This is a genomic window from Streptomyces sp. NPDC057010 (assembly GCF_042673805.1).
GTDB lineage: Bacteria > Actinomycetota > Actinomycetes > Streptomycetales > Streptomycetaceae > Streptomyces.
Genome location: NZ_JBHUSC010000001.1, coordinates 432,097 through 459,085, shown reverse-complemented (window position 1 = coordinate 459,085; position 26,989 = coordinate 432,097). Strand labels below are relative to the sequence as shown.

The 26,989-nt window shown below is 73.3% G+C and carries 24 protein-coding genes; 15 read left to right on the top strand and 9 right to left on the bottom strand.

The window, feature by feature from the left end; all coding sequences use genetic code 11:
- Window positions 1–101: 101 nt before the first annotated feature.
- The 4 genes from ACFTXQ_RS02060 (at window position 102) to ACFTXQ_RS02045 (ending at window position 5,073) form a co-directional block, all read left to right on the top strand.
- Window positions 102–1,331, top strand: a complete 1,230-nt coding sequence (locus ACFTXQ_RS02060; RefSeq protein WP_382634937.1) for an MFS transporter — start codon at window positions 102–104, stop codon at window positions 1,329–1,331.
- 117 nt (window positions 1,332–1,448) lie between these two features.
- Complete coding sequence (locus tag ACFTXQ_RS02055) at window positions 1,449–2,849, top strand: MFS transporter (RefSeq protein ID WP_382634935.1); 1,401 nt, start codon at window positions 1,449–1,451, stop codon at window positions 2,847–2,849.
- A 71-nt stretch (window positions 2,850–2,920) separates the two neighbouring features.
- Entirely contained in the window at window positions 2,921–3,640 is a 720-nt protein-coding gene (locus tag ACFTXQ_RS02050; RefSeq protein ID WP_382634933.1) for a response regulator transcription factor, read from the top strand.
- Window positions 3,637–5,073, top strand: a complete 1,437-nt coding sequence (locus tag ACFTXQ_RS02045; protein ID WP_382634932.1) for an ATP-binding protein — start codon at window positions 3,637–3,639, stop codon at window positions 5,071–5,073. Before ACFTXQ_RS02050 ends, ACFTXQ_RS02045 begins: the two co-directional genes overlap by 4 nt.
- On the opposite strand, the gene ACFTXQ_RS02040 is transcribed toward ACFTXQ_RS02045, so the two are convergent.
- The 5 genes from ACFTXQ_RS02040 to ACFTXQ_RS02020 all read right to left on the bottom strand — a co-directional run bounded on the left by ACFTXQ_RS02040 (window position 5,052) and on the right by ACFTXQ_RS02020 (window position 9,229).
- Window positions 5,052–6,035, bottom strand: a complete 984-nt coding sequence (locus ACFTXQ_RS02040) for a TAXI family TRAP transporter solute-binding subunit (protein WP_382634930.1) — start codon at window positions 6,033–6,035, stop codon at window positions 5,052–5,054. The genes ACFTXQ_RS02045 and ACFTXQ_RS02040 overlap by 22 nt on opposite strands.
- Window positions 6,032–6,697 (bottom strand): MSMEG_1061 family FMN-dependent PPOX-type flavoprotein, encoded by a 666-nt coding sequence (locus ACFTXQ_RS02035; protein WP_382634929.1) that lies wholly within the window; start codon window positions 6,695–6,697, stop codon window positions 6,032–6,034. Before ACFTXQ_RS02035 ends, ACFTXQ_RS02040 begins: the two co-directional genes overlap by 4 nt.
- 52 nt (window positions 6,698–6,749) lie before the next feature.
- Window positions 6,750–7,586, bottom strand: coding sequence for a polysaccharide deacetylase family protein (locus ACFTXQ_RS02030; RefSeq protein WP_382634927.1), 837 nt, complete (start codon window positions 7,584–7,586; stop codon window positions 6,750–6,752).
- Window positions 7,587–7,708: 122 nt separating this feature from the next.
- A complete protein-coding gene (locus ACFTXQ_RS02025; RefSeq protein WP_382634925.1) occupies window positions 7,709–8,608 on the bottom strand; it encodes an aminoglycoside phosphotransferase family protein in 900 nt (299 codons plus the stop codon).
- A 60-nt stretch (window positions 8,609–8,668) separates the two neighbouring features.
- On the bottom strand, window positions 8,669–9,229 hold the full coding sequence (locus tag ACFTXQ_RS02020) for a hypothetical protein (protein ID WP_382634923.1): 561 nt from the start codon (window positions 9,227–9,229) through the stop codon (window positions 8,669–8,671).
- A gap of 186 nt (window positions 9,230–9,415) precedes the next feature.
- Between ACFTXQ_RS02020 and ACFTXQ_RS02015 the strand changes: the two genes are divergently transcribed.
- Window positions 9,416–10,717, top strand: a complete 1,302-nt coding sequence (locus ACFTXQ_RS02015) for a cytochrome P450 (protein WP_382634921.1) — start codon at window positions 9,416–9,418, stop codon at window positions 10,715–10,717.
- A 34-nt stretch (window positions 10,718–10,751) separates the two neighbouring features.
- Window positions 10,752–11,819, top strand: a complete 1,068-nt coding sequence (locus tag ACFTXQ_RS02010) for an amidohydrolase family protein (protein WP_382634920.1) — start codon at window positions 10,752–10,754, stop codon at window positions 11,817–11,819.
- Between the two features lie 168 nt (window positions 11,820–11,987).
- Here the strand turns inward: ACFTXQ_RS02010 and fusA are convergent, their stop codons facing one another.
- A complete protein-coding gene (gene fusA / locus ACFTXQ_RS02005) occupies window positions 11,988–14,060 on the bottom strand; it encodes an elongation factor G (RefSeq protein ID WP_382634918.1) in 2,073 nt (690 codons plus the stop codon).
- A gap of 469 nt (window positions 14,061–14,529) precedes the next feature.
- On the opposite strand from fusA, the gene ACFTXQ_RS02000 reads away from it, so the two are divergent.
- Window positions 14,530–15,150, top strand: a complete 621-nt coding sequence (locus tag ACFTXQ_RS02000; protein ID WP_382634916.1) for an L-threonylcarbamoyladenylate synthase — start codon at window positions 14,530–14,532, stop codon at window positions 15,148–15,150.
- Window positions 15,151–15,251: 101 nt separating this feature from the next.
- Window positions 15,252–15,497, top strand: coding sequence for a DUF6296 family protein (locus ACFTXQ_RS01995; protein WP_382634914.1), 246 nt, complete (start codon window positions 15,252–15,254; stop codon window positions 15,495–15,497).
- Here ACFTXQ_RS01995 and ACFTXQ_RS01990 read toward each other — a convergent pair whose 3' ends face one another.
- Window positions 15,498–16,157 carry a DUF2278 family protein gene (locus tag ACFTXQ_RS01990; protein WP_382634912.1) on the bottom strand — a complete coding sequence of 220 codons (660 nt, stop codon included), beginning with the start codon at window positions 16,155–16,157 and terminating at the stop codon, window positions 15,498–15,500.
- A gap of 9 nt (window positions 16,158–16,166) precedes the next feature.
- Complete coding sequence (locus ACFTXQ_RS01985; RefSeq protein ID WP_382634910.1) at window positions 16,167–17,198, bottom strand: cation diffusion facilitator family transporter; 1,032 nt, start codon at window positions 17,196–17,198, stop codon at window positions 16,167–16,169.
- Between the two features lie 140 nt (window positions 17,199–17,338).
- Here ACFTXQ_RS01985 and ACFTXQ_RS01980 point away from each other — a divergent pair, with 140 nt between their 5' ends.
- The 4 genes from ACFTXQ_RS01980 (at window position 17,339) to ACFTXQ_RS01965 (ending at window position 20,852) form a co-directional block, all read left to right on the top strand.
- Entirely contained in the window at window positions 17,339–17,881 is a 543-nt protein-coding gene (locus tag ACFTXQ_RS01980; protein WP_382634909.1) for an FABP family protein, read from the top strand.
- Window positions 17,882–17,898: 17 nt separating this feature from the next.
- On the top strand, window positions 17,899–19,146 hold the full coding sequence (locus tag ACFTXQ_RS01975; protein WP_382634907.1) for a glycosyltransferase: 1,248 nt from the start codon (window positions 17,899–17,901) through the stop codon (window positions 19,144–19,146).
- 158 nt (window positions 19,147–19,304) lie between these two features.
- Entirely contained in the window at window positions 19,305–20,006 is a 702-nt protein-coding gene (locus tag ACFTXQ_RS01970; protein ID WP_382634905.1) for a class I SAM-dependent methyltransferase, read from the top strand.
- 66 nt (window positions 20,007–20,072) lie between these two features.
- Entirely contained in the window at window positions 20,073–20,852 is a 780-nt protein-coding gene (locus ACFTXQ_RS01965) for a 3-hydroxybutyrate dehydrogenase (RefSeq protein ID WP_382634903.1), read from the top strand.
- Between the two features lie 10 nt (window positions 20,853–20,862).
- Here ACFTXQ_RS01965 and ACFTXQ_RS01960 read toward each other — a convergent pair whose 3' ends face one another.
- Window positions 20,863–23,169, bottom strand: coding sequence for a family 20 glycosylhydrolase (locus ACFTXQ_RS01960; protein ID WP_382634901.1), 2,307 nt, complete (start codon window positions 23,167–23,169; stop codon window positions 20,863–20,865).
- Window positions 23,170–23,514: 345 nt separating this feature from the next.
- Between ACFTXQ_RS01960 and ACFTXQ_RS01955 the strand changes: the two genes are divergently transcribed.
- The 3 genes from ACFTXQ_RS01955 (at window position 23,515) to ACFTXQ_RS01945 (ending at window position 26,955) form a co-directional block, all read left to right on the top strand.
- Window positions 23,515–24,624, top strand: a complete 1,110-nt coding sequence (locus ACFTXQ_RS01955) for a mechanosensitive ion channel family protein (RefSeq protein ID WP_382634899.1) — start codon at window positions 23,515–23,517, stop codon at window positions 24,622–24,624.
- 11 nt (window positions 24,625–24,635) lie between these two features.
- Complete coding sequence (locus tag ACFTXQ_RS01950) at window positions 24,636–24,938, top strand: DUF1876 domain-containing protein (RefSeq protein WP_382634897.1); 303 nt, start codon at window positions 24,636–24,638, stop codon at window positions 24,936–24,938.
- Between the two features lie 337 nt (window positions 24,939–25,275).
- On the top strand, window positions 25,276–26,955 hold the full coding sequence (locus tag ACFTXQ_RS01945; RefSeq protein ID WP_382634895.1) for a carbohydrate binding domain-containing protein: 1,680 nt from the start codon (window positions 25,276–25,278) through the stop codon (window positions 26,953–26,955).
- Window positions 26,956–26,989: the final 34 nt, after the last annotated feature.

Sequence of the window (26,989 nt, the reverse complement as noted above, 5' to 3'; positions counted from 1 at the left end):
AAGCCGTAGGCTACATCAATTGGCAGGGCCCGGCCGGTGCCGTGGACTTCCGCCATGACTTCCCCAACTCTCGTGCGGGGCCATCACCTTGAGGTGGTCCGGTGAGCCGCCGGCTGGTGTTGGTCCTGGCGGTGACCTGCGCGGTCGCCGTGGGCAACCTCTACTTCCCGCAGGCCATCGGCCCGCTGATCGCCACCGGGCTGGACGTCCCGGCCGACACGGCCGCGCTCGTGGTGACCGCCACCCAGATCGGCTACACCGCCGGCATGGTCCTGCTGGTGCCGCTCGGCGACCGGATCCGGCACCGCCCGCTCCTGGTCGTACTGCTCTGCCTGACCGCGCTGGCCCTGCTGGGCGCGGGCTGCGCCCCCTCCCTGCCGCCGCTGGCCGCCGCGAGCGCCCTCGTCGGGCTGACCACGGTGGCCGCGCAGGTCATCGGCCCGCTGGTGGCCGGCCTGGTGGCGCCCGACCGGCGGGGGGAGGCGATCGGCACGCTGCTGAGCGGGTCGACCGGGGGCATGCTGCTGGCCCGTACGTTCAGCGGGACGCTCGGCGAATGGCTGGGCTGGCGGGCCCCCTACCTGGTGGCCTCGGTCGTGGCCCTGGTCCTGGCCGTCGTCATGGCGTACGCGGTGCCGGCCACCGCGCCGGCCACCACCCCGGCCGCCGCCCGCGAGCCGTACGCCCGGTTCCTGACCGAACCGCTGCGCCTGCTGCGTGCCGAGCCGGAGCTGCGCCGCTCCTGCCTCTACCAGGCCGCCGCCTTCGGGGGGTTCTCCGCCGCCTGGACCAGCCTGGCCCTGCTGCTGACCGGGCCGGTCTACCGGCTGGGGGCCGAGGCCGTGGGACTGCTGGCCCTCGTCGGCGGGGCCACCATGCTGTGCACCCCGTTCGCCGGGCGCCTGGTGGACCGCCACGGGCCGGGCCCGGTCAATCTGGTCTCGCTGCTCGGGATCCTGGCCTCGGCCGGCGTCCTCGCGGTGGGCGGCGCGGGCGGCGCGGTGGGCCTGGCGGCGCTGACCGCCGGGACCCTGCTGCTGGACGTCGCCATGCAGTCCGGCATGGTCGCCAACCAGGCCCGGGTATACGCCCTGCGCCCGAACGCCCGCAGCCGCCTCAACACCGCCTACATGACCTGCGCGTACCTGGGCGGCACCGCCGGATCCTGGCTCGGCGTCCGCGCCCACACCGCGTTCGGCTGGCCGGCGGTGTGCGCGCTGATCGCCCTGCTCGCGGCGGCCGCTCTGGTACGCCACCTCTTCCCGGTCCGGCACCGCACGACCGTCCCGGAAGGTCCCGGGCGGTCCCGGGCTTCCTTAGCGGAACGTTAGATCTGGCTGCCGGACCTTGTCCGGGTGTGGCGGCCGACGCATGCTCTGGGGACTTCCCCAGCGCGGGGGGCTGGGGAAGTACTCCTCTCGCATCAGGGACTTCCGTCTGGAGCCGCCATGTCCGCGTCCGCCGCCACGCCCGCAGCACCACCCGGGGACGAGCGCAAGAAGCGCCGTCTCGCCCTGGTCGGCGGTTCGCTCGGCAATCTCGTCGAATGGTACGACTGGTTCGTCTACGCCAGCTTCGCGATCTACTTCGCCGACTCCTTCTTCCCCGGCGACAACCCGACGACGCAGCTGATGAACACGGCCGGCATCTTCGCCGTCGGTTTCCTGATGCGGCCCGTCGGCGGGTGGATCCTCGGCCGCGCCGCCGACCGGCACGGCCGCAAGAGCGCGCTCACCCTCACCGTCACCATGATGTCGGTCGCCGCCCTGCTGATCGCCGTCGCCCCGACCTACGGGCAGGCCGGCTACTTCGGCGCCCTCGTTCTGCTGCTCGCCCGGCTGCTCCAGGGGCTGAGCATCGGCGGCGAGTACGCGGCCAGCGCCACCTACCTCACCGAGGCGTCGGCCCGCGACCGGCGCGGCCTGGGCTCCTCGTTCCAGTACGTGTCGATGACCTGCGGCCAGCTGCTCGGCCTCGGCATCCTGATCACCCTCCAGCACACGCTCAGCGCCGCCCAGTTGAGCAGCTGGGGCTGGCGCATCCCGTTCGTCTTCGGCGCGCTGTTCGCGGTCGTCGTCTTCTGGCTGAGGCGGAGGCTCCAGGAGACCGACGCGTTCAAGGAGCAGTCGGCGGGCGAGGACGCGCACGACGACGGTACGCGCGGAACGCTGAAGGCCCTGTGGGAGCACCGGCGGCAGGCCGGCCTGGTCATGGCCCTCACCCTCGGCGGCACCGTGGCGTACTACACCTACACCACCTACCTCACCAAGTACCTGGTCGGCAGCGCGGGCATGGCGAAGACGACCGCGACGCTGGTCAGCTTCACCGCCCTGGGCCTGTTCGCCGTGCTCCAGCCTTTCGCCGGGATGCTGTCCGACCGGATCGGGCGTCGCCCCCTGCTGATCACCTTCGCCGTCGGCTGCACCGTGGGCACGTACCCGATCATGACCGCGCTGGGCTCGGCCTCCTCGTACTGGTCCGCGCTGGGGCTGTCGCTGCTGGCCCTGGTGATCGTCACCGGCTACACCTCGATCAACGCGGCGGTGAAGGCCGAGCTGTTCCCGACCCGCGTACGGGCCCTGGGCGTGGCGCTGCCGTACGCGATCGCCAACGCGCTCTTCGGGGGCACGGCGGAGTACGTGGCCCTGTGGTTCAAGAATGGCGGCCACGAGAAGATGTTCTTCTGGTACGTCTCCGGGTGCGCGCTGGTCTCCCTCGTGACCTACGTCCTGATGCCCGACACCCGCAACGCCGCGCTCAGCCGCGCGGAGGCGGATGCCGATGCCGACGCCGGCTCCGCCGCCGGCAAGGACCGGCCGGCTGCGGCAGCCGCCCCGGCCGCGAGCTGATCCCCGCCGGTAACCTGTCCCTCGGCAAGAGTCGGGTTCAGCGGCAGGGTCAGGAGACGGGGAGGCCTTCGGTGCACGCACTCCTCGTCGAGGACGACGACCGCATGGCCCAGGCGCTCGGCACGGCCCTCGCGCAGCGGGGGCACACCGTCCGCCGGGTCGCCCGGGCCCTGGACGCCCTGCGGCACGTCCGCGAGGCCGAGTTCGTCCTGCTCGACCTGGGGCTGCCGGACCTGGACGGCATCGAGCTGCTGCGGCGGCTGCGCACGGTCTGCGACGCGCCGCTGATCGTGGTGACCGCGCGCTGCGAGGAACGCGACATCGTGCAGGGCCTGCGGGCGGGCGCCGACGACTACGTCGTCAAGCCGTTCCGGATGGCCGAGTTGATGGCCCGCATCGACACCGTACGCCGCCGGACGCAGACCCCGTCCGGCCGCTCCGGCGGCGCCGTCCCGGAGCCCGGCCGGCGGGCGCCCGTACGCGCCGGGGACGTCGAGGTCGACCTCGCGGGCCGTACGGTCACCGTGGCGGGGGACGAGGTCCGGCTGACGCGGCGGGAGTTCGACGTGCTCGCCTTCCTGGCCGCCCGCCCGGACGAGGTGCACTCCCGCGAGGAGATCCTGGACCGGATCTGGGGTGACGCCTTCCTCGCCGCCTCCCGCTCGCTGGACGTCCACGTGGCGGGCATCCGCGCCAAGACCGGCCGTTCCGGGCTGGTGCGCACCGTCCGCGGGTTCGGCTACCAGCTCGGCCTCCCCGCCGCGCCCGGCGAACGGCACGGGACCCCGTGAGACGCAGGCTCCTCGCCGTGCTGATGGTGCTCATGGGGGCGGCGGCGCTGCTGCTCTGCCTCCCGCTCGCCGACGCGTACGCACGGGGGCGCACCGAGCACCTGCTCCTCCAGCGGCGTTCGGAGGCCGTACGGTTCGCCGATCTCGCCGACCGGATGCGCACCGACGCGGACCGGTCGGAGCTGTCCGCCGAGATCGGCCGCTACGCCCAGCTGTACGGGGCCGGGGTGGTCGTGGTCGACACGACGGGCGCGACGGTCGCACGGGCCGGCACGGGCCCCGACCCCCGCCCCGGGTCGAAGGCCGGCTCCGAAGCGGCGGACTCGCTGCGCCGGGCCCTCACCGGCCGCTCCACCGACCGGCTCCCCACCGTCCGCCCCTGGGGCCCGGCCACCGTCCTCCTCGCGGAGCCGGTGGGCCGCGACGAGCGGGTCAGCGGGGCGGTCCTGATGGCCGTCCCGACCGGCGCCGCCCGCCGGGACGTGACGGTCCGCTGGTCGCTGATCGCCGCCGGGGCGCTCGCCGCGTTCGCGGCGGCGGCCCTGGTCGCGGCGGGGATCTCGCGCTGGCTGATGCGCCCGCTCCTCGACCTGGACCGGGCGGTGGAGGGGCTGACCGCCGGCAGCCTCCAGGCGCGGGCCGTCTCCGCCACCGGGCCGCCGGAGCTGCGCCATCTGCGACAGCACTTCAACGCCATGGCGGAGGCCGTGTCCGACTCCATCGGCCGCCAGCGGGACTTCGTCGCCGACGCCTCCCACCAGCTGCGCAATCCGCTGGCCACCCTGGTGCTCCAGCTGGAGAACGTCGAACCGTACGTCACGCCGGGACCGGGCCGTGCCGAGCACGCCCGCGCCCTGGACGAGGCGGAGCGCCTGGAGGAGCTGCTCGACGGACTGCTGGCCCTGGCCCGGGTGGAGTCCGGCGCGGCAGAGCCTCGGGACCAGGACGTGTCGCGGGCGGTACGCGAACGGGTGAAGGCCTGGACCCCGGTCTTCCGCGACGCCGGACTGGAACTGACACCGGCGGCGACCGGCGGCGGCCCTGCGCAGGACATGCTGCCGGCCCGCGCGCTGCCCGACGCGGCGGGCCGGATCCTGGACGCGCTCCTCGACAACGCCGTCAAGTTCGTGCCGCGCGGCGGCCACGTCGAGGTCAGCGCCACCCGCAGCGCCGACGGGTGGGCGGTCATACGGGTCGCCGACGACGGGCCTGGCGTCCGCGAGGACCAACTGGGCCTGCTGCTACGGCGTTTCGCACGCTCCCCCGAACACCAGAACGTGCGCGGCAGCGGGCTGGGGCTGGCCATCGCCGACGAGATCGCCCGCATCAGCGGCGGCCTGCTCGACGTCGCCGCCAACACCCCGCACGGCCTGGTCGTCGAGCTGCGGCTGCCTCTCTCCCCCGGTCGGGCTCAGCCGTACACCGACCGGTAGTACGCGGCCGCGCCCGGGTGGAGCGGCACCTTCCCCGTCGAGATGGCGAAGCGCGGCTCCAGGCGCGCGCCGGCCGTCACCCCCCGCAGCAGGTCGCGCCAGCGGTCGAACACCACCTGGAGCAGCGTGCGTACGGCGGCGGACGGTACGTCGTCACGGGCCAGGAGGTAGTTGCCGACCCCGATGGTCCCCACCGGCTCGGTGAGCCCGTACACGCCGGCCGGGAGGGTGACCGTCGTGTAGACGGGGCCGTGGCGTTCCCGCAGCGGGCCGACGTAGCCGTCCAGCGGCAGGAACCGCAGCGGCAGCTCGTCCGCCAGCGCGGACAGCGCCGGTGTGGGCACGCCGCCCGACCAGAACAGTGCGTCGACGGCGCCCTCGCGCAGGGCCGCCACCGAGGCGGCGAGGCCCAGCTGGCGTTCGTCCGCCGGCGCGGGGCCGGTGCTGAGCCCGGCCGCCCGCAGCACCCGTCCCGCGACCACCTGGACACCGGAGCCGGCCGCGCCGGCCGCGACCGGACGGCCGGCGAGATCGCCCGTCGACCGGACCGGGCCGGCCGCCGGGACGAGGAGGTGCGTGTAGTTCACGTAGACCCGGGCCAGCGCCGTCACGGCGGCCGGCCGGGAGAACGACTCGCGGCCCAGCACCGCGTCCTCGGCGACGTCCGCCATGGCCAGTGCCAGCTCGACGGAGCCGTCGTCGAGCTTGCGCAGGTTGTTGACGCTGGCGGCGGTGGCCACCGGAACGATCTCCAGCCGGTGGCCGCTCGCGGCGGCGGCCCGCGCCAGGGCCTGCCCGAAGGCGTTGTACGGACCGCCCTCCGGCCCGGTCGCGAGCCGCAGGCGCCGTACCGGGCCGGAGTCGGCCGAGCATCCGGACAGCGCCGCGGCGGCCGCTCCGACCGCGCCGAGGCCGGTGGTGATCGCCCGTCGGCGGCTGATCCACGCGCCGGGCACGGTCACTCGTAGCGGTGGAGCAGCGACTCGCGTTCCTGCTCTTCGATCTGCTCCAGCGTCAGGCCGGGCAGGTTGAGGTGGGCGAGGGTGACCTCCGCGGAGCTCGGCACGGCGTCCTCGGCGAGCCACAGCTCCGGCTTCCAGGCGTTGCCGCGCAGGAAGGCCTTCGGGCAGTGCTGGTAGGCCTCCTCGACCTCCACGACGATGGCGCTGCGCGGCGGCTTGCCCACCGGCTGGAGCTGTTCCAGCAGGCGCGCGTCGCTGGAGATGCAGGCCTTGCCGTTCACACGCAGGGTGGTGGCCCGGCCGGGGATGACGAAGATCAGGCCGGCGCGGCCCGTCTCGACGATGTTGTGGGAGCTGTCCAGCCGCTTGTTGCCGGTGGCGTCGGGGATGGCGAGGGTGAACTCGTCCAGGACGGAGACGAATCCGGCGGGGCCGCCGCGGGGGGTCACGTCGCAGCTGCCGTCCGCCCCTGCGGTGGCGACGAAGACCAGCGAGGAGCGTGCGATGACGGCGCTGGCGACGTCGTGGATGCGGTCCACGGCCTTGCGGCGGACCAGCTCGCTGGGGTTCTCGTAGAGTGCGCGCAGCTCGGCCGTGGTCTGGACGGCGGTGGACCGCAGGGCTTCGAATATGCCGCCGTTCGGCAGCGGAGTGGCTGTCACGTGCATGCAATCTATACGACGACGAGCGGCTTTCGGCTTCGGCAAGGGGGGGTTACGGCCGGACGCGCGGGCGCTTCGCGGCGCCGGCGGGCCGTCGGGCCGCGGTCCCGGTCCCCTCGGTGGTGAGGAACCGGCGGAGATCGGTGATCTCGTAGCCGGCGGACCGGGCGGCGTCGATGATCCGGGGCAGGGCTTCGGCGTCGGTGACGACGCCGTCGCCGTCGCTGCCCACGTGCATCTGGATGATCGCGCCGGGGGCGAAGGCGTCGACGGCCCGCCGTACGGCGTCGTCCGCCGTCACGCCGCCGTCGGGGCCGAGGTAGCCGTTGGTGTCGGTGGTGAACTCGATGACCGCGTAGCCGAGTTCGTTGACGTCGGCGATGGAGTCCTCGCTGGTGGCGCTGTAGGGGAAGCGGAAGAACGGCAGGGGTTCGGCCCCGGAGGCCGTGCGGATCGCCGCGTCGGCGCGGCGTACCTCTTCCGCCCGTTCCCCGGTGTCGAGGTCGTCGAAGTACGGGTGGCTGTGGGAGTGGTTGCCGAGGCCGTGTTCGGCGGCGATGGTGCGCAGGGCCGCGGGGTGGGCCTCGGCGAACTCGCCGGTCGGGAAGAACGTGGCGGGCACCTTGCGGCGCCGCAGTTCGGCGAGGACCGTGTCGATCCCGCTCTCGTCCCATGCGGCGTTGAAGGTGAGCGCGATGACCTTGGCCGTCGTGGGCAGCCGGCGGATCTCGGTCCCGAGGAGCGATGCGGGCGGGCGCGGGCCGTCGTCCGGCCGGGATGCGGCGGGGCGGCCGGCGGGGCGCCGCGCCGCTGCCGCGGCGCCGGAGCAGGGGGTGAGTCCCAGGGCCACCAGCCCCGCCAGCAGTGTGCGCCGTCCGACATCCGCCACCGTCACTCCCTCCGCCACGGCGCCGCCGGTCACGGGCCCGACCCGAGTGTGCGCGTACGGGCGGGACGGCACCCCGCAGCCCGCGCCGTGCAGTCGGGTGACGCCCCGCGGCGCGCCCTCGCTCAGCGGTCCGCGAGCACCTCCCGGATCACGTGCCGGGCGTTGCGCGCCATCGCCGGGTTCGTCTTCCGGTAGTGGGGCAGGGCGATCAGCGCCTGCGACAGGGTGCGGCCGCGGCCGCGGGTCCAGGTCGCGTCGTCGACGTCGAGCGCCTCGCGGAAGACCTTGCGCGCATCCGCGGGCAGCAGGTTCCACGCGGGGAACAGGTCGCAGGCCGGATCGCCGACGCCCGTGCACCCGAAGTCGATGACCGAGGTCAGCCTGCCGCCCTGCACCAGCAGGTTGCCCGGCATCAGGTCGGCGTGCAGCCACACCGGCGGCCCGTCCCAGGCCGGGGCGCGCAGCGCGTCCTCCCATACGGCGGTGGCGGCGTCGCAGTCGACGCCTTCCTCCGGGATCCCGCGCAGGGCCTGGATCGCCGACCGGGTCGAGGCGTCGAGCGAGGCGGGCGGCCCGCCACGGTAGGCCGGCGGCGCCCCGGGCAGGGTGATGCCCCGCATGGCCGCCACGAACCGGGCCAGGTCCCCGGCCAGCAGTACGGGCTCGCTCAGCGCGCCCGCCTCGGGGTTCTCCCCCGGCAGCCACCGGTACACCGACCACGGCCAGGGGTACCCGCCGGCGGGCGCGCCCGCCCCGAGGACCTCGGGGACCGGCGTCGGCAGGCGGGCCGCGAGGCGGGGCAGCCACTCCTGCTCCAGCAGCACGTCGGTCGCCCCGCCCGCCACCAGCGGCAGCCGTACGACCATGCCGTCGCCCAGCCGGTAGATGTCGTTGACGGTGCCGCCGGAGGGGAACCGCTCCACGGCCAGCCCCGCCCACCGGGGGAACTGCGCGGCGACGAGCCGCCGTACGAGGCCCGCGTCCACGGGGTGCGCGCCGGGGTGCGTCCGTCCTGTGCTCATGGGCTGCCATCCGACCGCCGCACCCCGGCGGTCGTCAAACGCTTTTGCGGGCTCTGCGCCCTACGGCGTCCGGGCCGCGGGCGGGCGGGTGGTGCCGGGGAGGCACTTCACCGCGGGGTTGAAGGTCTCGAACTCGCCCCGCGGGTTCTTCTTCCAGAGCCACAGGTGCAGGGCGTAGTGGATCGGCTGGCCGCGGAAGTTGCCGGGGCGCGGGCCCGTGAAGGGCACGCCGAGCAGGGCGGGCCGGTCGTCGTCCGTCGCGAGGTTCTGGTCGCGGTCGTAGACCAGCCACTGGACCCCGACGAGGCGTTTGCCGCCGTGCCCGTCGTCCTCGTAGAACAGCGCGGCCGGCTTGGCCGGGTCGAGGGAGTTGTCGTACGCGTGGTTGAAGTGCGGGTAGCCGAGCGCGCCCGATCCGGCCCGGTCGGCGACGCAGTACTTGTCCGGTACGTAGCCGTCCCGCACGGCGTTGTCGTGCTGCTGGTACCGGGCGGTGGCCCGGTAGGTGAGGGCGCGGTCGGCGGCGGCCCGGCCGGGGTCGTCGTGGGAGGCGGGGGTGGCGGCGGGGGCCAGGGCGAGCGAGGCGGCTGTCGTGAGGACCAGGGCGAGACTACGGACCATGCGCTGACTCCTTGCGGCGTGGGCGGCGGCACCAGCAGCCTGTCCCGCCGCTCCACGGGCCCGCCACACGGCCGGACCGGACGGCGGACCGGGCTCACTCGATCGAGCCAGGGGTGGTTTCGCCGTCCGCTCCGCCAGGGAACCGGTGTGTCCGCAAGACCGCGAGTGTCACGGAGGGTGCGGAAGATGACGCAGGAGAAGGCGGCACCGAACGGCGGCCCGGCGCTGCACGAGATCGTGGCGGCGGTGGCGGCCGGCGCGCCGGAGTACCGGACGTGCCCGCACCCCGTCTACGCCGCACTGCGCGAGCAGGCCCCGGTGTGCCCGCTGACGCCCCGGCACGGGGTCGACACCTACCTCATCACCCGCTACGACGACGCCCGTGACGCCCTGTCGGACCCCCGCTTCAGCAAGAACATGCGCGGCGCCCTCGACACGTACCACGCGGTCTACGGCAGCTTCTTCGACGCGCTCGACGACAACGTGCTGTTCTCGGACCCGCCCCGGCACACGCGCCTGCGCCGCACCCTGCGCAGCGCCTTCACGCCCCGCCGGGTGGAGGCGATGCGGCCGCGCGTCACGGAGATCGCCGAGGGCCTGCTGCGGGAATGCGCGAAGAGCAACGCGGTGGACCTGATGTCCTCGTTCGCCTTCCCGCTGCCCATCGCGGTCCTGTGCGAACTCATGTCCATCCCGGAGGAGGACCGCCCCGAGATCCTTGGGCAGTTCTCGGTGGTGACGCGCGCCAGGTTCGATCCGCGGATGCGGGAGGAACTGCAGGCGGCGCAGGAATGGCTCCAGGGCCGGCTGGCGCGGCTCATCGCGCACACCCGCGAGCATCCGTCGGACTGCTTCCTCAGCGACCTCATCCGGGCGGACGAGGCCCTGGACGACGCGGACCTGGTCTCGTCGCTGTGGGTCCTGTTCTTCGCCGGGCACAAGACGACCGCGTACCAGATCGGCAATTCCGTCCTCGATCTGCTCCTGCACCCGCGGCAGTTGGACTTGGTCCGGCGGGACCCGCTGCTCATTCCGCGGGCCGTGGAGGAACTCGTCCGGTTCGAGGGCTCGGTGGAGACGTCGACCTTCCGGTACGCGGCCGAGGACGCCGAGATCCGCGGGACGCCGATCCCCAAGGGGTCCCTGGTGCAGATCGCCATCTCCTCGGCGAACCGGGACCCGGAGAGGTTCGACTCCCCCGACGTCCTGGACGTGACGCGCGAGGGCCTCCACGGGATGCACCTGGGCTTCGGACACGGGACGCACTACTGCCTGGGGGCGCCGCTCGCGCGGCTCGAACTCGAGATCGCGCTCTCCTGTCTCCTGAGGGAATTCCCCCAGATGGAGCTGGCGGACGCGGAGAAGAGCAAGGGCGCCTGGCTGAAGGGGCCGGTGGCCGCGTTCCGCGGGCTCGAAGAGCTCCGGCTCGTGCTGGACCCGTCGCGGCCGGACGGGGATCTCGCGCCGATGGCCTCCGTGGCAACCTGACAGCAAACCAGACCCGACGGGCGGTGGATTCGGCATGCCGGACGCTTCGCATACCTCCAGACTGAGCCTCCTCGGAACACCGGAGGACGAGCCTCGGCTCTCCTTGGCGCGGGAGGACTCCGCTCCACAACCGGTCGAACGGCACGCGGCACAGTCGAAGATCGACATGCACCACCACTTCTGTGCCCCGGAATGGCGCGAGTGGGCCGAACGGCACGAACTGATCACACCGCGGCAACTGCCGCCGTGGGCCCGGCTCGACGTCGAGACCTCGCTCCGCTTCATGGACCGGGCCGGCATCTCGACGGCGGTCCTCAAGCCCATGCTGCCGGCGCGCTACCGCTCCTCGGCGCAGCTGCGCGAAGCCATCAACATCACGCTGCAGTCGATGATCGAGGTGGCGACCTCGCACCCGGGGCGGTTCGCGTTCTACGTTCCGCTGTTCCTGGACGACCCGGACGCGTCGTCCTGGGCCGTGCGGCGCGGGCTCGGGCAGCTCGGCGCCGTCGGCGTGAACGTGACGGCCAACCACGGGGGCGTGTACCTCGGGGATCCCTCATACGACCGGGTGTTCCACGAGCTGGACGAGCTGTCCGCCGTGGTCGACACGCATCCGCACAACCTCCCCGGCGGACCTCCCGGGGCGGCGACGGTGCCGGGCATTCCGAACTTCCTGTGCGACTTCCTGCTGGACACCACGCGGGCCGCCGTGAACATGATCAGCAAGGGGACGCTGGACCGCTTCCCGAACATCTCGGTGATCCTGCCGCACGCGGGCGGGTTCCTGCCGTACATCGCTCCGCGCATCGAGGCCCTGGGGCGGTTCTGCGAACCGCCGATCGACCCGGCCGCGCTCCGCGACCACCTGCCCCGCTTCTACTACGACACGGCCGGCCCGATGGCGGCCGCGGCGACCCTCCTCACCCATGTGCCCGCCGACCACATCCTCTTCGGCACCGACTGGCCCGCGGCCCCCGCCGACACCGTCATGGAGCTGGCGCTCCCGGCCCTCGACCGGGACCCTGCCTTCACGGCGGAGCAGCTCCAGGGGATCTACCACGACAACGCCCTGCGCCTGATCCCGCAGTTGGCGACCGTCTGACGTCTGACCCGCGACCGCCCGCGCGGCCCCGTCCGACCCCCCCCCGCGGGGGGGGGGGGGGCGGGGGGTGGCGCCCGGGACCCCGGGAGGGGGGGGGGCGCCCGCCCGCCCGCGCGGCCCCGCCCCCCCCGCCCGGGGGGGGCGGGGCGGACGGGGGTGACGCTCCGGCTACCGCGTCAGGAGTGCGGCCGCGACCGCCTGCGGTACCGCCGCGAGGGGTGCCGGGCGGGTGGTGAAGGTGCCGCGGCCCTGGGTGCGGCCGCGCAACCGGGACGCGTAGCCGAAGAGTTCGGCCAGCGGCACGGACGCGGTGACCACCGTGGTTCCGGACTCGGTCGTGGAGCCCGAGACCCGGCCGCGGCGGGCCGCGAGGTCGCCGAGGACTCCCCCGACGCCGTCCTCGGGGACGGTCACCGTGACCTCCACCACCGGTTCCAGCAGCTCCACCGTGCTCGCACGCAGCGCCTCGCGCAGCGCGAACCGGCCCGCCGCGCGGAACGCCATCTCCGAGGAGTCCTTGGAGTGGGTCGCCCCGTCGGTGAGCGTGACCCGCAGCCCCGTCACCGGGAACCCGGCCAGCGGCCCCTCGGCGAGGGCGTCGCGGCAGCCCGCCTCGACGGCACGCGCGTACTCCTGGGGCACGCGGCCGCCGACGACCGTGGAGCGGAACTCGAAGCCCACCTCCTCCAGTGGCTCGACATCGATGACGACGTGCGCGAACTGCCCCGCGCCGCCGTCCTGTTTGACGTGCCGGTAGACCAGACCGGTCACGCCGCGCACGACGGTCTCCCGGTACGAGACCTGCGGCCGGCCGACGACGACCTCCACCCCGTGGCCCCGGCGGATCTTCTCCACCGCGACCTCCAGATGGAGTTCGCCCATCCCCGACAGCACGGTCTGCCCGGTCTCCGCGTCGGAGCGCACCGCCAGCGAGGGATCCTCCTCGGCGAGCCGCGCCAGCGCGGACGAGAGCCGGCCCGTGTCGGTGCTCCGGCGGGCCTCGACCGCCACCGACACGACCGGTTCGGCCACGGACGGCGGTTCGAGGACCAGCGGCGCACCCGGCGCGCACAGGGTCGTGCCCGCCCGGGCGGCCTTGAGGCCGATCACGGCGACGATGTCACCGGCGACCGCCTCCTCCCGTTCCTCGTGCCGGTCGGCCTGGACCCGCAGGATCCTGCCGACCCGCTCCGTGCGTCCCGTAACGGCGTCGACCACGGACGCGCCCTTGCGGAGGGTGCCCGCGTACACGCGCAGGTAGGTGAGCCGTCCGGTCGGCGTCGCCGTCACCTTGAAGGCCAGGCCGGTGAACGGCTGCGCCGGATCGGGGGCTCGTTCCTGCTCCGCGCCGTCGACGGTCCCCCGTACGGGAGGCATGTCGGCGGGCGACGGCAGGTAGGCGAGGACCGCGTCCAGCAGCGGCTCGATACCGCGGTTGCGGTAGGCGGAGCCGCACAGCACCACCACGCCGTGCCCGGCGAGGGTCAGCTCCCGCAGGGCCCGGGCCAGGGTCGGCCCGGTCAGTGCGGAGGTCGCGCAGAACTCCTCCAGTGCGTCGGCGTGCAGCTCTGCCACCGTCTCCTCCAGGAGCCGGCGCCGGCGGTCCGCCTCCTCCCGCAGTTCCTCGGGGACCGGCCCCGTCTCGTAGGTGTCGGAGCCGGGGTGCCAGAGCAGCGCGCGCATCCGCAGCAGGTCGACGACGCCGGTGAAGCCGTCCTCCCGTCCGATGGGCAGCTGGACCACCAGCGGGACGACACCGAGCCGCTCCCGGATGGAGGCGACCGCCGTGACCAGGTCGGCGCCGGCGCGGTCGAGCTTGTTGACGAACGCGATGCGCGGGACGCCGTGCCGGTCGGCCTGCCGCCACACCGATTCGCTCTGCGGTTCCACGCCGGCGACGGCGTCGAACACCGCGACCGCCCCGTCGAGCACCCGCAGGGACCGCTCGACCTCGTCGGAGAAGTCGACGTGCCCCGGGGTGTCGATGAGGTTGACGCGGTGTCCGCCCCAGGTGCAGCTGACGGCCGCGGCGAAGATGGTGATGCCGCGGTCGCGTTCCTGGGCGTCGAAGTCGGTGACGGTCGTGCCGTCGTGGACCTCGCCGCGTTTGTGGATGGCACCGGTGGCGAAGAGGACGCGTTCGGTGATGGTCGTCTTTCCGGCGTCCACGTGGGCGAGGATGCCCAGGTTGCGGACGGCGGTGAGGGAAGTGGTGGCGAGCGGTCGCTCGTTGGTGCGCATGGCCCGAGGCCTTTCGAATGCCGGGTGAAGGGGGCGGCGCGATTCCCTGACGGCAGGCCCGCCCGTCTCACCGGCCCGGCGACGCGGCGCGGCCCCGGCCCGGAGAAGTGCCCGGGCGGGCGGCGGCGTACGCGGGGATGCGGGAGGGACGGAAACGGGCCCCGGAGGTGCGTCAGGGGCAGATGCGGTGACGGCCGCGCAGCCGGCACCGCCCGCCGCGAGACACCGGGATCACGTCGTACCGGGACGGGGGAACCAGGGCGATGGTGCGGTCGGTGCGCATGGCCTGGTTCCCCTTCTCTCCGTCAACTCCGCATGAGGTACGCGGTGCCCGGTCGGCAGCGCGTGTGGCGAGTGTAGGGAGCGCGGGCGGCCGGCGGCACGGGATTTATTCCGGCGGGTCGCGTGTGACACGGGTGGCGCGGGTGGAGGGGGCGCACCGCGGGGTCCGATCCCGTAGGCTCGGCGGATGGCGAAGTACTTCGATGTGCATCCTGACAACCCCCAGCCCCGCACCATCGGCAACGTGACGGACAGCATCCGCTCCGGCGGGCTGATCGCGTACCCGACGGACTCCTGCTTCGCCCTGGGGTGCCAGGTGGGCAATCGCGAGGGGATGAGCCGGATCCGGGCGATCCGCGAGCTCGACGACCGGCACCACTTCACCCTCGTGTGCCAGAACTTCGCGCAGCTGGGCCAGTTCGTGCACGTCGACAACGACGTGTTCCGCGCGATCAAGGCGGCGACGCCGGGCCCCTACACCTTCATCCTGCGGGCCACGGCGGAGGTGCCGCGCCAGCTCCAGCACCCGAAGAAGAAGACGGTCGGCGTCCGGATCCCCGACCACGTCGTCACCCAGGCGCTGCTCGCCAAGCTCGGTGAGCCGCTGCTGTCCAGCACCCTGCTGCTGCCGGACGAGGAGGAGCCGATGACCCAGGGGTGGGAGATCAAGGAACGGCTCGAACACCTCGTGGACGTCGTGCTCGACTCGGGTGACTGCGGTACCCGGCCGACCACCGTCATCGACTTCTCCGGCGGCGAGGCCGAGATCGTCCGCCGGGGCGCCGGCGACACCGCCCGGTTCGAGTAGTCGCGTACCCCGGTCGGACCCCGGTGCCGCGTGGTGCGGCGCGGGATCGGCGCCCATGGGGCACGTTGGTACGACGTGACACGGGCGGCAGGAGGCATGTGGTGGGCGAAGACGACGAGGACCGCTACGAGCTGGTGTTCGAGGGCGGTGAACTCGGGGCGCAGACCGCGGACGTCGTGGTCGTCGCCCGCACCGACCGGTCGGGCCCGGGCGGCCATCCCGTCTACGCCGACGAGACCGGCATCATCCTGGCCGAGATCAGCGACCAGGGCGAGGTGCGGATACTGGCCTCGGGAGCCCATCAGGCCCTGCCCCGGCCCGTTCGGGCGCGCCGCCCCGCCGGCTGACTAGACGGGGTGGCCGGCGCCGTCGGTGTGGTCGGCCTGGCTGGAGAACTTGTTGAGGAAGACGTCGTACCAGCCGTCGGGGCGCCGGGTGAGCGTGGCACCGTCCTGCCAGACGCCGTTGTCGTCCCACCACTGGCTGCCGTACGGATCGCCCTGGTTCTGGTGGATGTTGTGCATGCCGAGGCCTTCGTCGAAGGGCTCGCCGAAGACCATGATCGGCCGGCCGGGCAGCAGGATGGTCTCCAGGGCCTGGGCGGCCTCGATGTTGGATCCGGAGACCCACGGCCGGGGCGGGTGCAGCCGGTTGAGGAGGTTCACCAGCCAGGCCGGCGGGCGGCGCACGGACAGGCAGCCGGGGCGGTCCACGAGGGCCGGGTGCCGAAGGTAGTCGATGGCGCCCGAACCCGAGGACATCGAGAGGTCGTGGTAGCCGGGCGGCAGCGTGGAGGCCGGTTCGAGCACGGAGGCGGCCAGCGTGAACACCTTCCACTGGACGCCGGTGGCGGACTGCTTGCTGTCCACGTCGACGGCGCACCGGTACCGTCCGGCGGGCGCGTCGACTTCGAGGTTGACGTGGAACCAGCGCCCCTGGGAGTCGGGCTGGTCGCGGAAGTGGCGGTGCAGCGTCCCTGACAGCACGCCGTAGGCTTCGAGCGGCATGCCGTCCAGTCAACCACCGGATGCGGGCGCAGGTCCGTGACTCGCCGGAAGCTCCGCCCCGGCCCGGTGGGCGAGGGGCGGATGGTCGGTGTGGACGGTGGCGGCGGTCAGCCGCGGGACGGCGTGGATCAGTGCGTGTTCGGCCGCCACGGCCAGCTCGTGCGCCTGTACGACCGTCAGGTGCGCGGCGACGACGATGTCCGCTTCGGCGCGCAGGGCGTGGCCGATCCACCGCATGCGCACCTGTCCGGTGCCCAGTACGCCGTCGACGGCGCGCAGCGCGGATTCCGCGGTGTCGACGAGGGCCGGGTCCACGGAGTCCATCAGACGGCGGCAGACCTCGCGGGCGGCGTCCTTGAGGACGAGCAGGATGGCGAGGGTGATCAGCAGGCCGACGACCGGGTCGGCGGCCCGCCAGCCGAGCGCCGCGCCACCGGCGCCCAGCAGGACGGCCAGGGAGGTGTAGCCGTCGGTGCGGGCGTGCAGTCCGTCGGCGACGAGCGCGGCGGAGCCGATGCGGCGGCCGGTGCGGATGCGGTAGCGCGCGACCCACTCGTTGCCGGCGAAACCGATCAGGGCCGCCGCGCAGACCGCCCACAGGTGGGTGACCTCGCGGGGGTGCAGCAGCCGGTCCACGGCCACGTAGGCGGCAGCTGCGGCCGAGGCCGCGATGGTCGCCACGATGACGATGCCGGCCAGGTCCTCGGAGCGGCCGTAGCCGTACGTGTAGCGGCGGTTGGCCGCGCGCCGGCCGAGGACGAACGCGATCCCGAGCGGGACGGCGGTCAGGGCGTCGGCCGCGTTGTGGACCGTGTCGCCGAGCAGCGCCACCGATCCCGACAGGCCGACGGTCACGGCCTGGAGGAGGGCGGTCACGGCCAGGACAGCCAGGGAGATCCAGAGCGTGCGCATGCCCTCGCGGGAGGTCTCCATGGCCGCGTCGACCTTGTCGGCGGCGACGTGGCTGTGGGGCACGGCCGCGTGGCGGTGGCCGTGCGTGTGGGCGTGGGCGTGGGCGTGGGTGTGGGCGTTCGCCTCCATGCGGTCCACCGTGGCATACGGATCCCCTTGCGGCTACGACCGTCGTACACGCTGTGGCCAGGTGCGATGCGCTCGCAAGTGCGCGGCGGCGCGATAGGCTTCGCGCCGCGCGGCACAGAGGCGAACAGGCAGGGAGAACAGTGTTTGAGTCGGTGCAGGACAATCCGTACCCCGACAGCCACGTCCTCGGCGAGGGACCGGAGCCGCATCCGCTGCTCGCGCCGGTGCTGCCGCTGCTGGGGCGCTGGCACGGCCGCGGGCAGGGCCAGTACCCGACCCTGGAGCGGGACTTCCGGTACGAGCAGGAGGTCACCTTCAGCCACGACGGCCGGCCCTTCCTGCGGTACGAGGCCCGCGCGTGGCTGATCGACGAGTCCGGGGCACCCGTGCGGCCGGCGGGGCGTGAGGCCGGGTGGTGGCGGGTGACGCCCGACGCGTCCCTGGAGGTGGTGCTGGCGCACCCGACCGGCATCGTGGAGACGTACGTGGGACGGGTGTCCGGCACGGAGTTCGAGATCGAGACCAAGGACGTGGCGCTGACGCCCCTGGCCAAGGAGGTCACCGCCACCCGGCGCCATTACGCCCTGCGCGACGGCGAGATGACGGTCACGCACGACATGGCCGCCGTCGGACAGCCCCTGCAGCACCACCTCACGACGCACCTGCGCCGGCGCACCGCGTGACGTGACATGCTGACGCCGTGCGCGTACTGATCGTGACGGCGGGTTCCTGGGGCGACGTCGCCCCGTACACCGGGCTGGGGGCGCGGCTGCGTTCCGCGGGCCACGAGGTGGCGATCGCCACGCACACCCGCTTCGAGGATGCGGTGAAGGCCCACGGGCTCGGTTTCCGCCCCCTGCCCGTCGACCCGCGTGAGCAGCTGGCTTCCGCGGCCGGGCAGGGGCTGGCCAGGGCGGTCAGCCCGCCCGTGGCCATGGCCCGGGTCATCCGCATGGCGCGGGAGTTCATGCCCCGGCTCACGCGGGGCGTCGTGGACGCCGTACGGCAGGGCGCGGACGTGCTGCTGAGCTCCACCCTCACCGACCCGATGTGCTCGGCGCTCGGCGAGGCGCTGGCACTGCCCGCCCTCGGCGTCTACCTCCAGCCGATCGAGCCGACGACCGCCTTCCCGCCGCTGGTCAGCGGGGTCCGGTCGTTCGGGCCGTACGGCAACCGGGTGGCGGCGCAAGCCCTGTGGGCCGTCACCGACCGGATCTTCGCGCCCGCGGTGGGCGCGCTGCGCAGCGAACTGGGGCTGGCGCCGCGCCGGTTCGGCGGTCCGCTCGGCCTGCCGCGCGGGCGCGTCGTCCTCCACGGGTTCAGCCCGCGGGTCGTCAGCCGCCCGGCGGACTGGCCGGCGGGCCACGAGGTCTGCGGGTACTGGTGGCCGCAGACCGCCCCCGGCTGGCGGCCCGATCCACGGCTGCTGGACTTCCTCGGCGCAGGGCCGCCGCCGGTGTTCGTCGGCTTCGGCAGCTTCGTCGCCGCCGACGCGGAGCGGCTGAGCGCCCTGGTCGCCGCGGCCCTGCGCCGGGCGGGGGTCCGCGGCATCGTCCAGTCGGGCTGGTCCGGCCTGCACGCCGAGGGCGACGACCTGCTGACCGTACGGGAGGTCCCGCACGACTGGCTGTTCCCGCGCACGGCCGCCGTGGTCCACCACGCGGGCGCCGGCACCACCGCGGCCGGTCTGCGCGCCGGGGTCCCGGCCGTCCCCGTCCCGGTCCAGCTCGACCAGCACTTCTGGGCCGCCCGGCTCACCGCCCTGGGCGTGGCCGGCCCCCCGCTGCGCTACCAGCGCCTGACGGCACCCCGCCTGGCAGCCGCGATCACCACGGCCACCGCCACCCCCGCCCGCACCACCCGCGCCCGCGCCCTGGCGGCCGCCCTCGCCGGGGAGGACGGCGCGGGCCGCGTCCTGACGGCCCTGGAACGGCTCGGCCAGGGGTAGGCCCCGGTGGCCGAAATCGGGGGCTCGTGGGGTGGGGCGCGGCGGGTCATGATGGCTTGATGGACCGAGGGGTGGACTTGCGAACGGCACCGTACACAGCGCCGACAGGGGCCCGTTCGGGCGGTGGAGTGCGGCGGGAGCGGGGTGAGGCGTATGGCGTGTCGGCCGAGTTCTACGACCTGTTGCACGCCCGGGCGTACCACCGGCACGCGCTCGCCCTGGCCGGGGCGGCGGGAGCGGCGCGGGTCGGGATCGTCGAGGTGGGGGCGGGGACGGGGCTGGTCACCGGTGTGCTGATCGGCGCTTCCTGTGTGCCGGTGCATGCCGTGGAGCCCGCGGCGGCGATGCGGGCCGTGCTGCTGTCCCGGCTGCACCCGCCGGTCGGGGGTTCCGCCGGGGACCGGGTGACCGTACACGCCTGTTCCGCGCTCGAACTGTCGCTCGACGGCCAGGCCGATCTGGCGGTGTGCCTGCGCATGGCAGCCGGCCTGCCTCCCGAGGAGCGGCGGGCGCTGTGGCGGGCGCTGGCCGATGTGCTGGTGCCCGGCGGGCTGCTCTTCCTGGACCGCCCGCCGGCGCGGCTTCCGGCCCGGCCCGTCCGGCGGTCGCTGGGCGAGGTGCACCTGGGCCTGGACACCTACGGCGGGCACGTCGTCGCCTCCGCCGAGGACGGCCGGATCCGCTGCGACTACACCTACCTGGTGTACCGGCAGGGCCGGGTGCTGCGCCGGGCGCAGGAGTCCTTCCTGCTCTGGCCGCTGACCCGGGAGGCGCTGGGCGAGGAGCTCGCGGAGGCGGGCCTCGCCCTCGACGGCGACCTGCCGCCGGACCTGCTGCGCGTATGGCGGCCCCTGCCATAGGACGGCCCCGGACTGTGGTGTCCGTACACGTGGGCCGGCGGGCCGGACGTCTCTTACGTTCCGGCCATGACGAGTGAACTTCACACGGATCCCGCCGCGCCGGTCGACCTGTCCGGACGCACCGCGCTGGTGACGGGGGGCGGCAGCGGCATCGGGCGGGCCTGCGCGCGGGCGCTGGCGGGGGCCGGGGCCCTCGTGCACGTGGCCGACATCGACGGCGCCGCGGCCGAGGAGGTCGCGAAGGCCGTCGGCGGACGCGCGCACGTCGTGGACCTGGCCGATGCCGAGGCCGTCCGTGCGCTGCCCGTCGACGTGGACGTCCTGGTCAACAGTGCCGGGCTGCAGCACGTGGCGGCGATCGAGGACTTCCCGCCGGCCCGGTTCGAGCTGATCCAGCGGGTGATGGTCACCGCGCCGTTCCTGCTGCTCCGGCAGTGCCTGCCGCACATGTACGCGGGCGGCTGGGGACGGGTGGTGAACATCTCCAGCGTGCACGGACTGCGGGCCAGCGCCTTCAAGTCGGCGTACGTGGCGGCCAAGCACGGGCTGGAGGGCCTGAGCAAGGTCGCGGCCGTCGAGGGCGCCGCGCACGGGGTGACCAGCAACTGCGTCAACCCGGGCTACGTGCGCACGCCGCTGGTCGAGCGCCAGATCGGCTCGCAGGCCGAGGCCCACGGGCTCGCTCCCGAGGACGTCGTGAACGAGGTGCTGCTCAAGCGCTCCGCGATCAAGCGGCTGATCGAGCCGGAGGAGGTGGCGGCGGTCGCGGTGTGGCTCTGCGGCCCGCACACCACCTACCTCACCGGCGCGTCCATTCCCCTCGACGGCGGGTGGGGCGCCCACTGAAGGCCACCGGTCAGGTGATCTGCCACAGCTGGTACGCCGAACCGGCGGCCGGCTGCTGCGTGACCGGGGCTCCGTCGGCGGCGGAGACGGTGGTCAGCAGGAGGGCGCTCCTCTTGTTGGCCACCTGGTAGCCGCCGGAGCCGGCTGCGGTCAGCTTCCAGCGCTGGCTGTCGCCGCCGGTGCACGTCGCCTGGACCACCGCCGCGCCCGCGGCGGTCGAGCCGCCGGCGACGTCCGCGCACAGCCCGGAGGAGCCGTTGGCCAGGGTGTGGGTGCCGTCGGTGTTGAGGGTCAGCCGCCACTGCTGGTTGGGCCCGCCGTGCGGGGTCCAGGTGATCAGCTGGGTGCCGGAGGTGCTGGAGCTCGCCGGGTCGTCGAGGGCCTTGCCTGCCGCGGTCAGGGTGCGGGTGCCGCTCAACTGGCCTCCGTACACCTCGAATTCGTACAGCGAGTACCCGTACAGGGTGCCCCGCTGGGTGCCGAGGACGCGGATGTGGCGGCCCTGCCCGCTCAGCCCGGTGAGGTCCTGGACCCCGCCCGTGCCGGTGGTGGTGGAGTAGACGGTGCGCCAGGTGGCCGCGTCGTCGGAGAGCTGGATCTGGAAGGACTTTCCGTACGCCGCCTCCCAGCGCAGCACCACGCGGTTGACGCTCTGGGTGGAGCCGAGGTCGACCTGGAGCCACTGCGGGTCGGTGTAGGCGCTGGACCAGCGGGTCGCCGGGTCGCCGTCGGTGGCCGCGGCCGGCGGGAAGTTCGCGGTCTCGGTGCTGGAGGCGGTGGTCGGGCGGCCCTTGGCCAGGTTGCCCGGCTGGGCGAGGCCGGGCCAGGCGGGGTTGTGCCCGATGGCCGCGGCGATCGGGGTGAAGCCCGCGTACGTCGGGGTCAACTTGGGCGATCCCCAGGTCTGTTGGGCCAGCGCGCGCAGCGGGTACATGATGCCGGCCGCGATCTGGCCCTCGGTCTCTGCGGTGGGGTTGTCGCACCAGACGTGGATCACCGAGCCGGGGTTCTTCGCGGGGTCGGAGAGGGTGTTGCCGCCCTCGAAGCGGTCCGGGGTCCAGGTCTCGTACATCCACTTCGTGTCGGGCTTGGCGCCGCCGAGCACGTAATAGGTGGGCGTCCAGGACTCGTTGGCGACGACGTGACCGGCGTCGGCCAGCTGCTGGGGCGTGAGGCCGTAGGTGTACCAGTACTCGACGATGATCCCGGGGTGGGGGCGCAGGGTCCCGTCGCCGGCCTTGATGCCGTCGTTCCACATCCGGGTGGTCTTGCCGCCCGCCCGCACCAGGTCGTCCGCCCAGTTGACGAAGCCGTAGTAGGTGTCCTTGGCGGTGGCGCCCGCGCCGTAGTGGGCGCGGGCGTAGCTGAGCAGCTGCGGGTACTTGGCGTAGTCGGTGACGTATTCGTCGGCGCCGATGTGCCAGTACGGGGCCGGGAACAGCGGCAGGTACTCGTTGACCAGGTCCTTGATCAGCGCGTAGGAGGCGGGCAGCGAGAGGTCGATGAAGTCGGGGCTGACCGCGCCCGAGCTGCTCCTGAGCTTGAGTTCGGGGTGGGCGGCCAGGACGGCGTTCATGTGCCCGGGGGTGTCGATCTCCGGGACGATGGTGACGTGGTACTTGCGGCCGAGCTCGACCAGGTCGGCGATGTCCTGCTTGGAGTAGTGGTCGGCGGAGACGATCTCCGGGTGGGTGGAGCTCTCCAGGCGGAAGCCGAAGGTGTCCGACAGGTGGAAGTGGAAGTAGTTGAGCTTGAGGTAGGCGAGCTCCTTGATGTGCTGCTTGAGCCAGTCCACGGTGAAGAACTTGCGGCCCTGGTCCACCATGAGTCCGCGCTCGGCCTTGGCGGGCCAGTCCACCGCCGTCCCGGCCGGCACCGAGGCGGACTGGTGCAGGAGCTGGAGGACGGTGCGGGTGCCGTGGAAGGCGCCGGTGTCGGTCCCGGCCCGGAGGGTGAGGGATCCGGCGACGGTCATCCGGTAGCCCTCGGCGGGCAGCGTGGTGTCGCCGAGGGTGAGGCCGATGTCGCCGGCGGCGGGGGTCCCGGTGACGACGGCCACGGTGCGCCCGGCCAGATCACCCACGTCCTGGGCGAACGTGGCGGCCTCGTCGGCGAGCTGGGCGCCGTAGGCGGGGTCGACGACGACGCGGGTGGCCGCGGTGAAGGTGTACGTGCCGGTGCCGGCCGTCCATTGGCGCAGTGCCGGGACGGTCTGGGGCGGGCCTGCTGCCGCCTGGGCGGGGCCGGCGGTGACGCCGGGCCATGCCAGTGCGAACACCGCGCATGCGGTGGCGATCAGCGTTCTGAGCAGACGCATGGCTGCCTCCAGCCGGGTGTGGCCGAGCGGGCGTGTGGGGGGCACCAGTGCAGCGCAGCGCCGACTTCATGTCAATAGATGCTCGGAACAGGCGCCTCGCATGCAGGAACGCGCATGATTCGGGGGCCGATCGGCGGGCGGGTACGGCCTGGCACCGGCCCACCTGCGGCGGGTCCCGGCGCATGGGGCAGGATGGCAGCCCGATTCGGAGGCGTACGTACGTTCGCCCGAACGGGGCTCCGCACAGCACGATCTGACAGGTGACAAGGTGACGACACAGCACATACGGCGGCCGGCGAGGCCCCTCGCCGGATTCCCGGCCCTCCACGGCGCGGAGGGGATCCTGTGAGCCGGGACCTCGTCCTGCACGACTGGGTGGTGGCGGCCATCGCGCTCGCCGCGGGCCTGGTGGCCGGGCTGCTGCTGCGGGCGCTCCTGCGCTGGCTGGGCAAGCACGCGAGCCGCACCGCGTGGACCGGGGACGACGCCATCGTCGACGCGCTGCGCACCCTCGCACCCTGGGGAGCCGTCATCGGGGGCGCCGCCGCGGCGGCCTCGGCGCTGCCGCTCACCGAGCGGGTGACCGCGGTCGTGAACCACTCCCTGACCGCGCTGCTCGTCCTCATCGCCACGTTCACCGCGGCCCGGGTCATCGCCGGGCTCGTGCAGTCCCTGGCGCAGGCCCGTACGGGTGTGGCCGGATCGGCCACCATCTTCGTCAACATCACGCGGATCGTCGTGCTCACCATGGGCGTGCTCGTCGCGCTCGAGACCGTGGGCGTGTCCATCGCCCCGCTGCTCACCGCCCTCGGGGTGGGCGGTCTCGCGGTGGCCCTGGCACTCCAGGACACCCTGGCGAACCTCTTCGCGGGCGTGCACATCCTCGCCTCGAAGACGGTGCAGCCCGGGGACTACATCCGGCTCAGCGGCGGCGAGGAGGGGTACGTCGTCGACATCAACTGGCGCAATACCGTCGTACGCAACCTGTCGAACAACCTGGTGATCATCCCCAACGGGCGGCTCGCGCGGACGAACATGACCAACTTCACCCAGCCGGAGCAGCAGCTGTCGATCCTGGTCCAGGTGGGCGTCGGCTACGAGAGCGACCTGGAACACGTCGAGCGGGTGACCCTCGACGTCGTCGACAGCGTGATGGCCGACGTCACGGGCGGGGTCGCCGACCATCAGGCCGCCGTCCGCTTCCACACGTTCGCGGACTCCAGGATCAACTTCACCGTGATCCTGGGCGTGGGCGAGTTCAGCGACCAGTACCGGATCAAGCACGAGTTCATCAAGCGTCTGCACCAGCGCTACCGGGACGAGGGCATCTCCATCCCGGCCCCCACCCGGACGGTCTCGGTCCAGCCGTCGGCCGGCGCACCGGTCCCGCACCAGCGCGACGGGGCGCACGGGGGGATCCTGGAAGCAGCCGGCAACAGAGGTACCGGGGCGTGAGGAGGCGCGCGATGACACACGCCGAGGAGTGGACGGTGGGCGTCCACCTGACCGAGGAGGACGGCACGACCAGGGCCCGAGCGGTGCTCGACACCGGAAAGACCACGCTGGTCGGCCAGGGCAAGGCGCGCTGCAACCCCCAGGACGTGGAGATACCCGCGATCGGTGACGAGCTGGCGGCGAGCCGGGCGATGCGGGACCTGGCGGGGCAGCTGATGCGGGCCGCCGACCGGGACCTGGCGGCGGTGGGCGCCGTACCGGAGCCGCCGCGCACCGGTTACGGCTGGCCGGAGGACCTGGGGCCGGTGAAGTAGGCCGCAAGAGGGAACGGTCACGGAGGGCGCCCGGCCGAGCACACAGTGCGGCCGCCGGCGCCTTCCGGCATGCGGGAGGGGCGCGTGCCCGCGGGGCGGGATTTCGCCATGCCGACAGGATTGGTCCAGACCTATTGACGGCGGGTGATCCGGAGCAATAGGTTCCCGGCCAAAGAGCGGTCACGGCATCAACTTCCCCTCACCCTCGCGGAATTCGGGATACGGCGGAGCCGCCGGGCGGCGTCGTCCACGCACGCCCGCCCAGGCGCATCCCGTCGCCCGCGAGGTCACCGAGCCGCGGTCCGCGCTGCCTTCCTCTCCCCACGGAGGTACTCCCTTGCGTACCCGCACCCCTGCCCGTACCCGCCTGGCCTGCGGACTCGGCGCCGCCGTCCTCGGCGCGGCGGCCGTGCTGACCTCTCCCGGCGCGGCGTTCGGCGCCAACCTCCTCGCCAACGGCGACTTCGAGACGGGCACGCTGTCCGGCTGGTCCTGTACGGGAGGCCTGGGCTCGGTCGTGAGCTCGCCCGTGCACGGCGGCGGCAAGGCGCTGGCCGGCGCGGCGAGTTCCGGCGACAACGCCAAGTGCACCCAGACGGTCGCGGTGCAGCCGAACACCACCTACACGCTGTCGAGCTGGGTCCGCGGCACCTACGTGTACCTCGGCGTCACGGGCGGCGCCTCCACCTGGACCCCGTCCGCTGCCGGCTATTCCAAGCTCACGGTGTCCTTCACCACCGGCGCCTCCCAGACCAGTGCCGAGATCTACCTCAACGGCTGGTACGGGCAGGGCACCTACTACGCCGACGACGTCAGCCTGGACGGCCCCGGCGGGGGCACCGACACCACCGCCCCGACCGCGCCCGGCAGCCTCACCTCCACCGGCAGGACCTCCTCCAGCGTCTCGCTCTCCTGGGCGGCCTCCACCGACAACGTCGGCGTCAGCGGCTACGACGTCTACCAGGGCGGCAGCAAGGTGGCCACGTCCACCACCACCGGAGCAACGGTCACCGGCCTCACCGCCAACACCCCGTACACCTTCACCGTCCGCGCCCGCGACCTGGCGGGCAACTCCTCCGCCGCCTCCAACTCCGTCACGGTCACCACGGACACCACGACCACGCCCCCGGGCGGCTTCAAGCAGGCCGCGCCCTACCTCTACCTCGGCTGGGGCAACCCGCCGAGCGCGACGACGGTGATGAACGCGACCGGCGCGAAGTGGTTCACCATGGCGTTCATCCTCTCCTCCGGCGGCTGCAACCCGGCCTGGGACGGCCAGCGCGCGCTGACCGGCGGCATCGACCAGAGCACCGTCAACTCGATCCGGGCGGCGGGCGGCGACATCGTCCCGTCCATCGGCGGCTGGCAGGGCAACAAGCTGGGCCCGAACTGCACCAGCCCCGAGGCCCTCGCAGGCGCCTACCAGAAGGTGATCGACGCCTACGGGCTCAAGGCCATCGACGTGGACATCGAGAACACGGACGAGTTCGAGAACGCCGTCGTCCAGGACCGGATCCTCGGCGCCCTCAAGATCGTCAAGCAGAACAACCCCGGCCTGCGGACGATCCTCACCTTCGGCACCGCCACCACGGGGCCGACCTCGTGGGGCAACCGGCTCATCGAGCAGGCGAGGGCGCTGAACGCCGACATCGACGTCTTCACCATCATGCCGTTCGACTTCGGCAACGCGTCCACCGACATGTACGCGAGCACCGTCAGTGCCACCGAGGGCCTCAAGTCCAAGCTCAAGTCCACCTTCGGCTGGGACGACGCCACCGCATACGCCCACATCGGCATCTCCGGGATGAACGGCATCAGCGACACCCAGGAGACCACCACCGTCCAGAACTGGACCGACATCCGCAACTGGGCCAACTCCCACCACATCGCGCGCCTCGCGTTCTGGTCCGTCAACCGCGACCGCGGCTGCCCGGGCGGCGGCCTCCAGGAATCCTGCTCCGGCATCGCCCAGAGCGACTGGCAGTTCACCTCCATCACGGCCGGTTTCACCGGCTGAACCGGGCCGGGCGGTTCCTCCGTGATCAAGCCTC

Excerpts from the sequence above, each read along its gene's own strand:
- ACFTXQ_RS02055 (WP_382634935.1), top strand. The coding sequence starts at position 1,449 with ATGTCCGCGTCCGCCGCCACGCCCGCAGCACCACCCGGGGACGAGCGC.
- ACFTXQ_RS02025 (WP_382634925.1), bottom strand. The coding sequence starts at position 8,608 with ATGAGCACAGGACGGACGCACCCCGGCGCGCACCCCGTGGACGCGGGC.
- ACFTXQ_RS02020 (WP_382634923.1), bottom strand. The coding sequence starts at position 9,229 with ATGGTCCGTAGTCTCGCCCTGGTCCTCACGACAGCCGCCTCGCTCGCC.
- ACFTXQ_RS02015 (WP_382634921.1), top strand. The coding sequence starts at position 9,416 with ATGACGCAGGAGAAGGCGGCACCGAACGGCGGCCCGGCGCTGCACGAG.
- ACFTXQ_RS02010 (WP_382634920.1), top strand. The coding sequence starts at position 10,752 with ATGCCGGACGCTTCGCATACCTCCAGACTGAGCCTCCTCGGAACACCG.
- fusA (WP_382634918.1), bottom strand. The coding sequence starts at position 14,060 with ATGCGCACCAACGAGCGACCGCTCGCCACCACTTCCCTCACCGCCGTC.
- ACFTXQ_RS02000 (WP_382634916.1), top strand. The coding sequence starts at position 14,530 with ATGGCGAAGTACTTCGATGTGCATCCTGACAACCCCCAGCCCCGCACC.
- ACFTXQ_RS01990 (WP_382634912.1), bottom strand. The coding sequence starts at position 16,157 with ATGCCGCTCGAAGCCTACGGCGTGCTGTCAGGGACGCTGCACCGCCAC.
- ACFTXQ_RS01985 (WP_382634910.1), bottom strand. The coding sequence starts at position 17,198 with ATGGAGGCGAACGCCCACACCCACGCCCACGCCCACGCCCACACGCAC.
- ACFTXQ_RS01965 (WP_382634903.1), top strand. The coding sequence starts at position 20,073 with ATGACGAGTGAACTTCACACGGATCCCGCCGCGCCGGTCGACCTGTCC.
- ACFTXQ_RS01960 (WP_382634901.1), bottom strand. The coding sequence starts at position 23,169 with ATGCGTCTGCTCAGAACGCTGATCGCCACCGCATGCGCGGTGTTCGCA.
- ACFTXQ_RS01950 (WP_382634897.1), top strand. The coding sequence starts at position 24,636 with ATGACACACGCCGAGGAGTGGACGGTGGGCGTCCACCTGACCGAGGAG.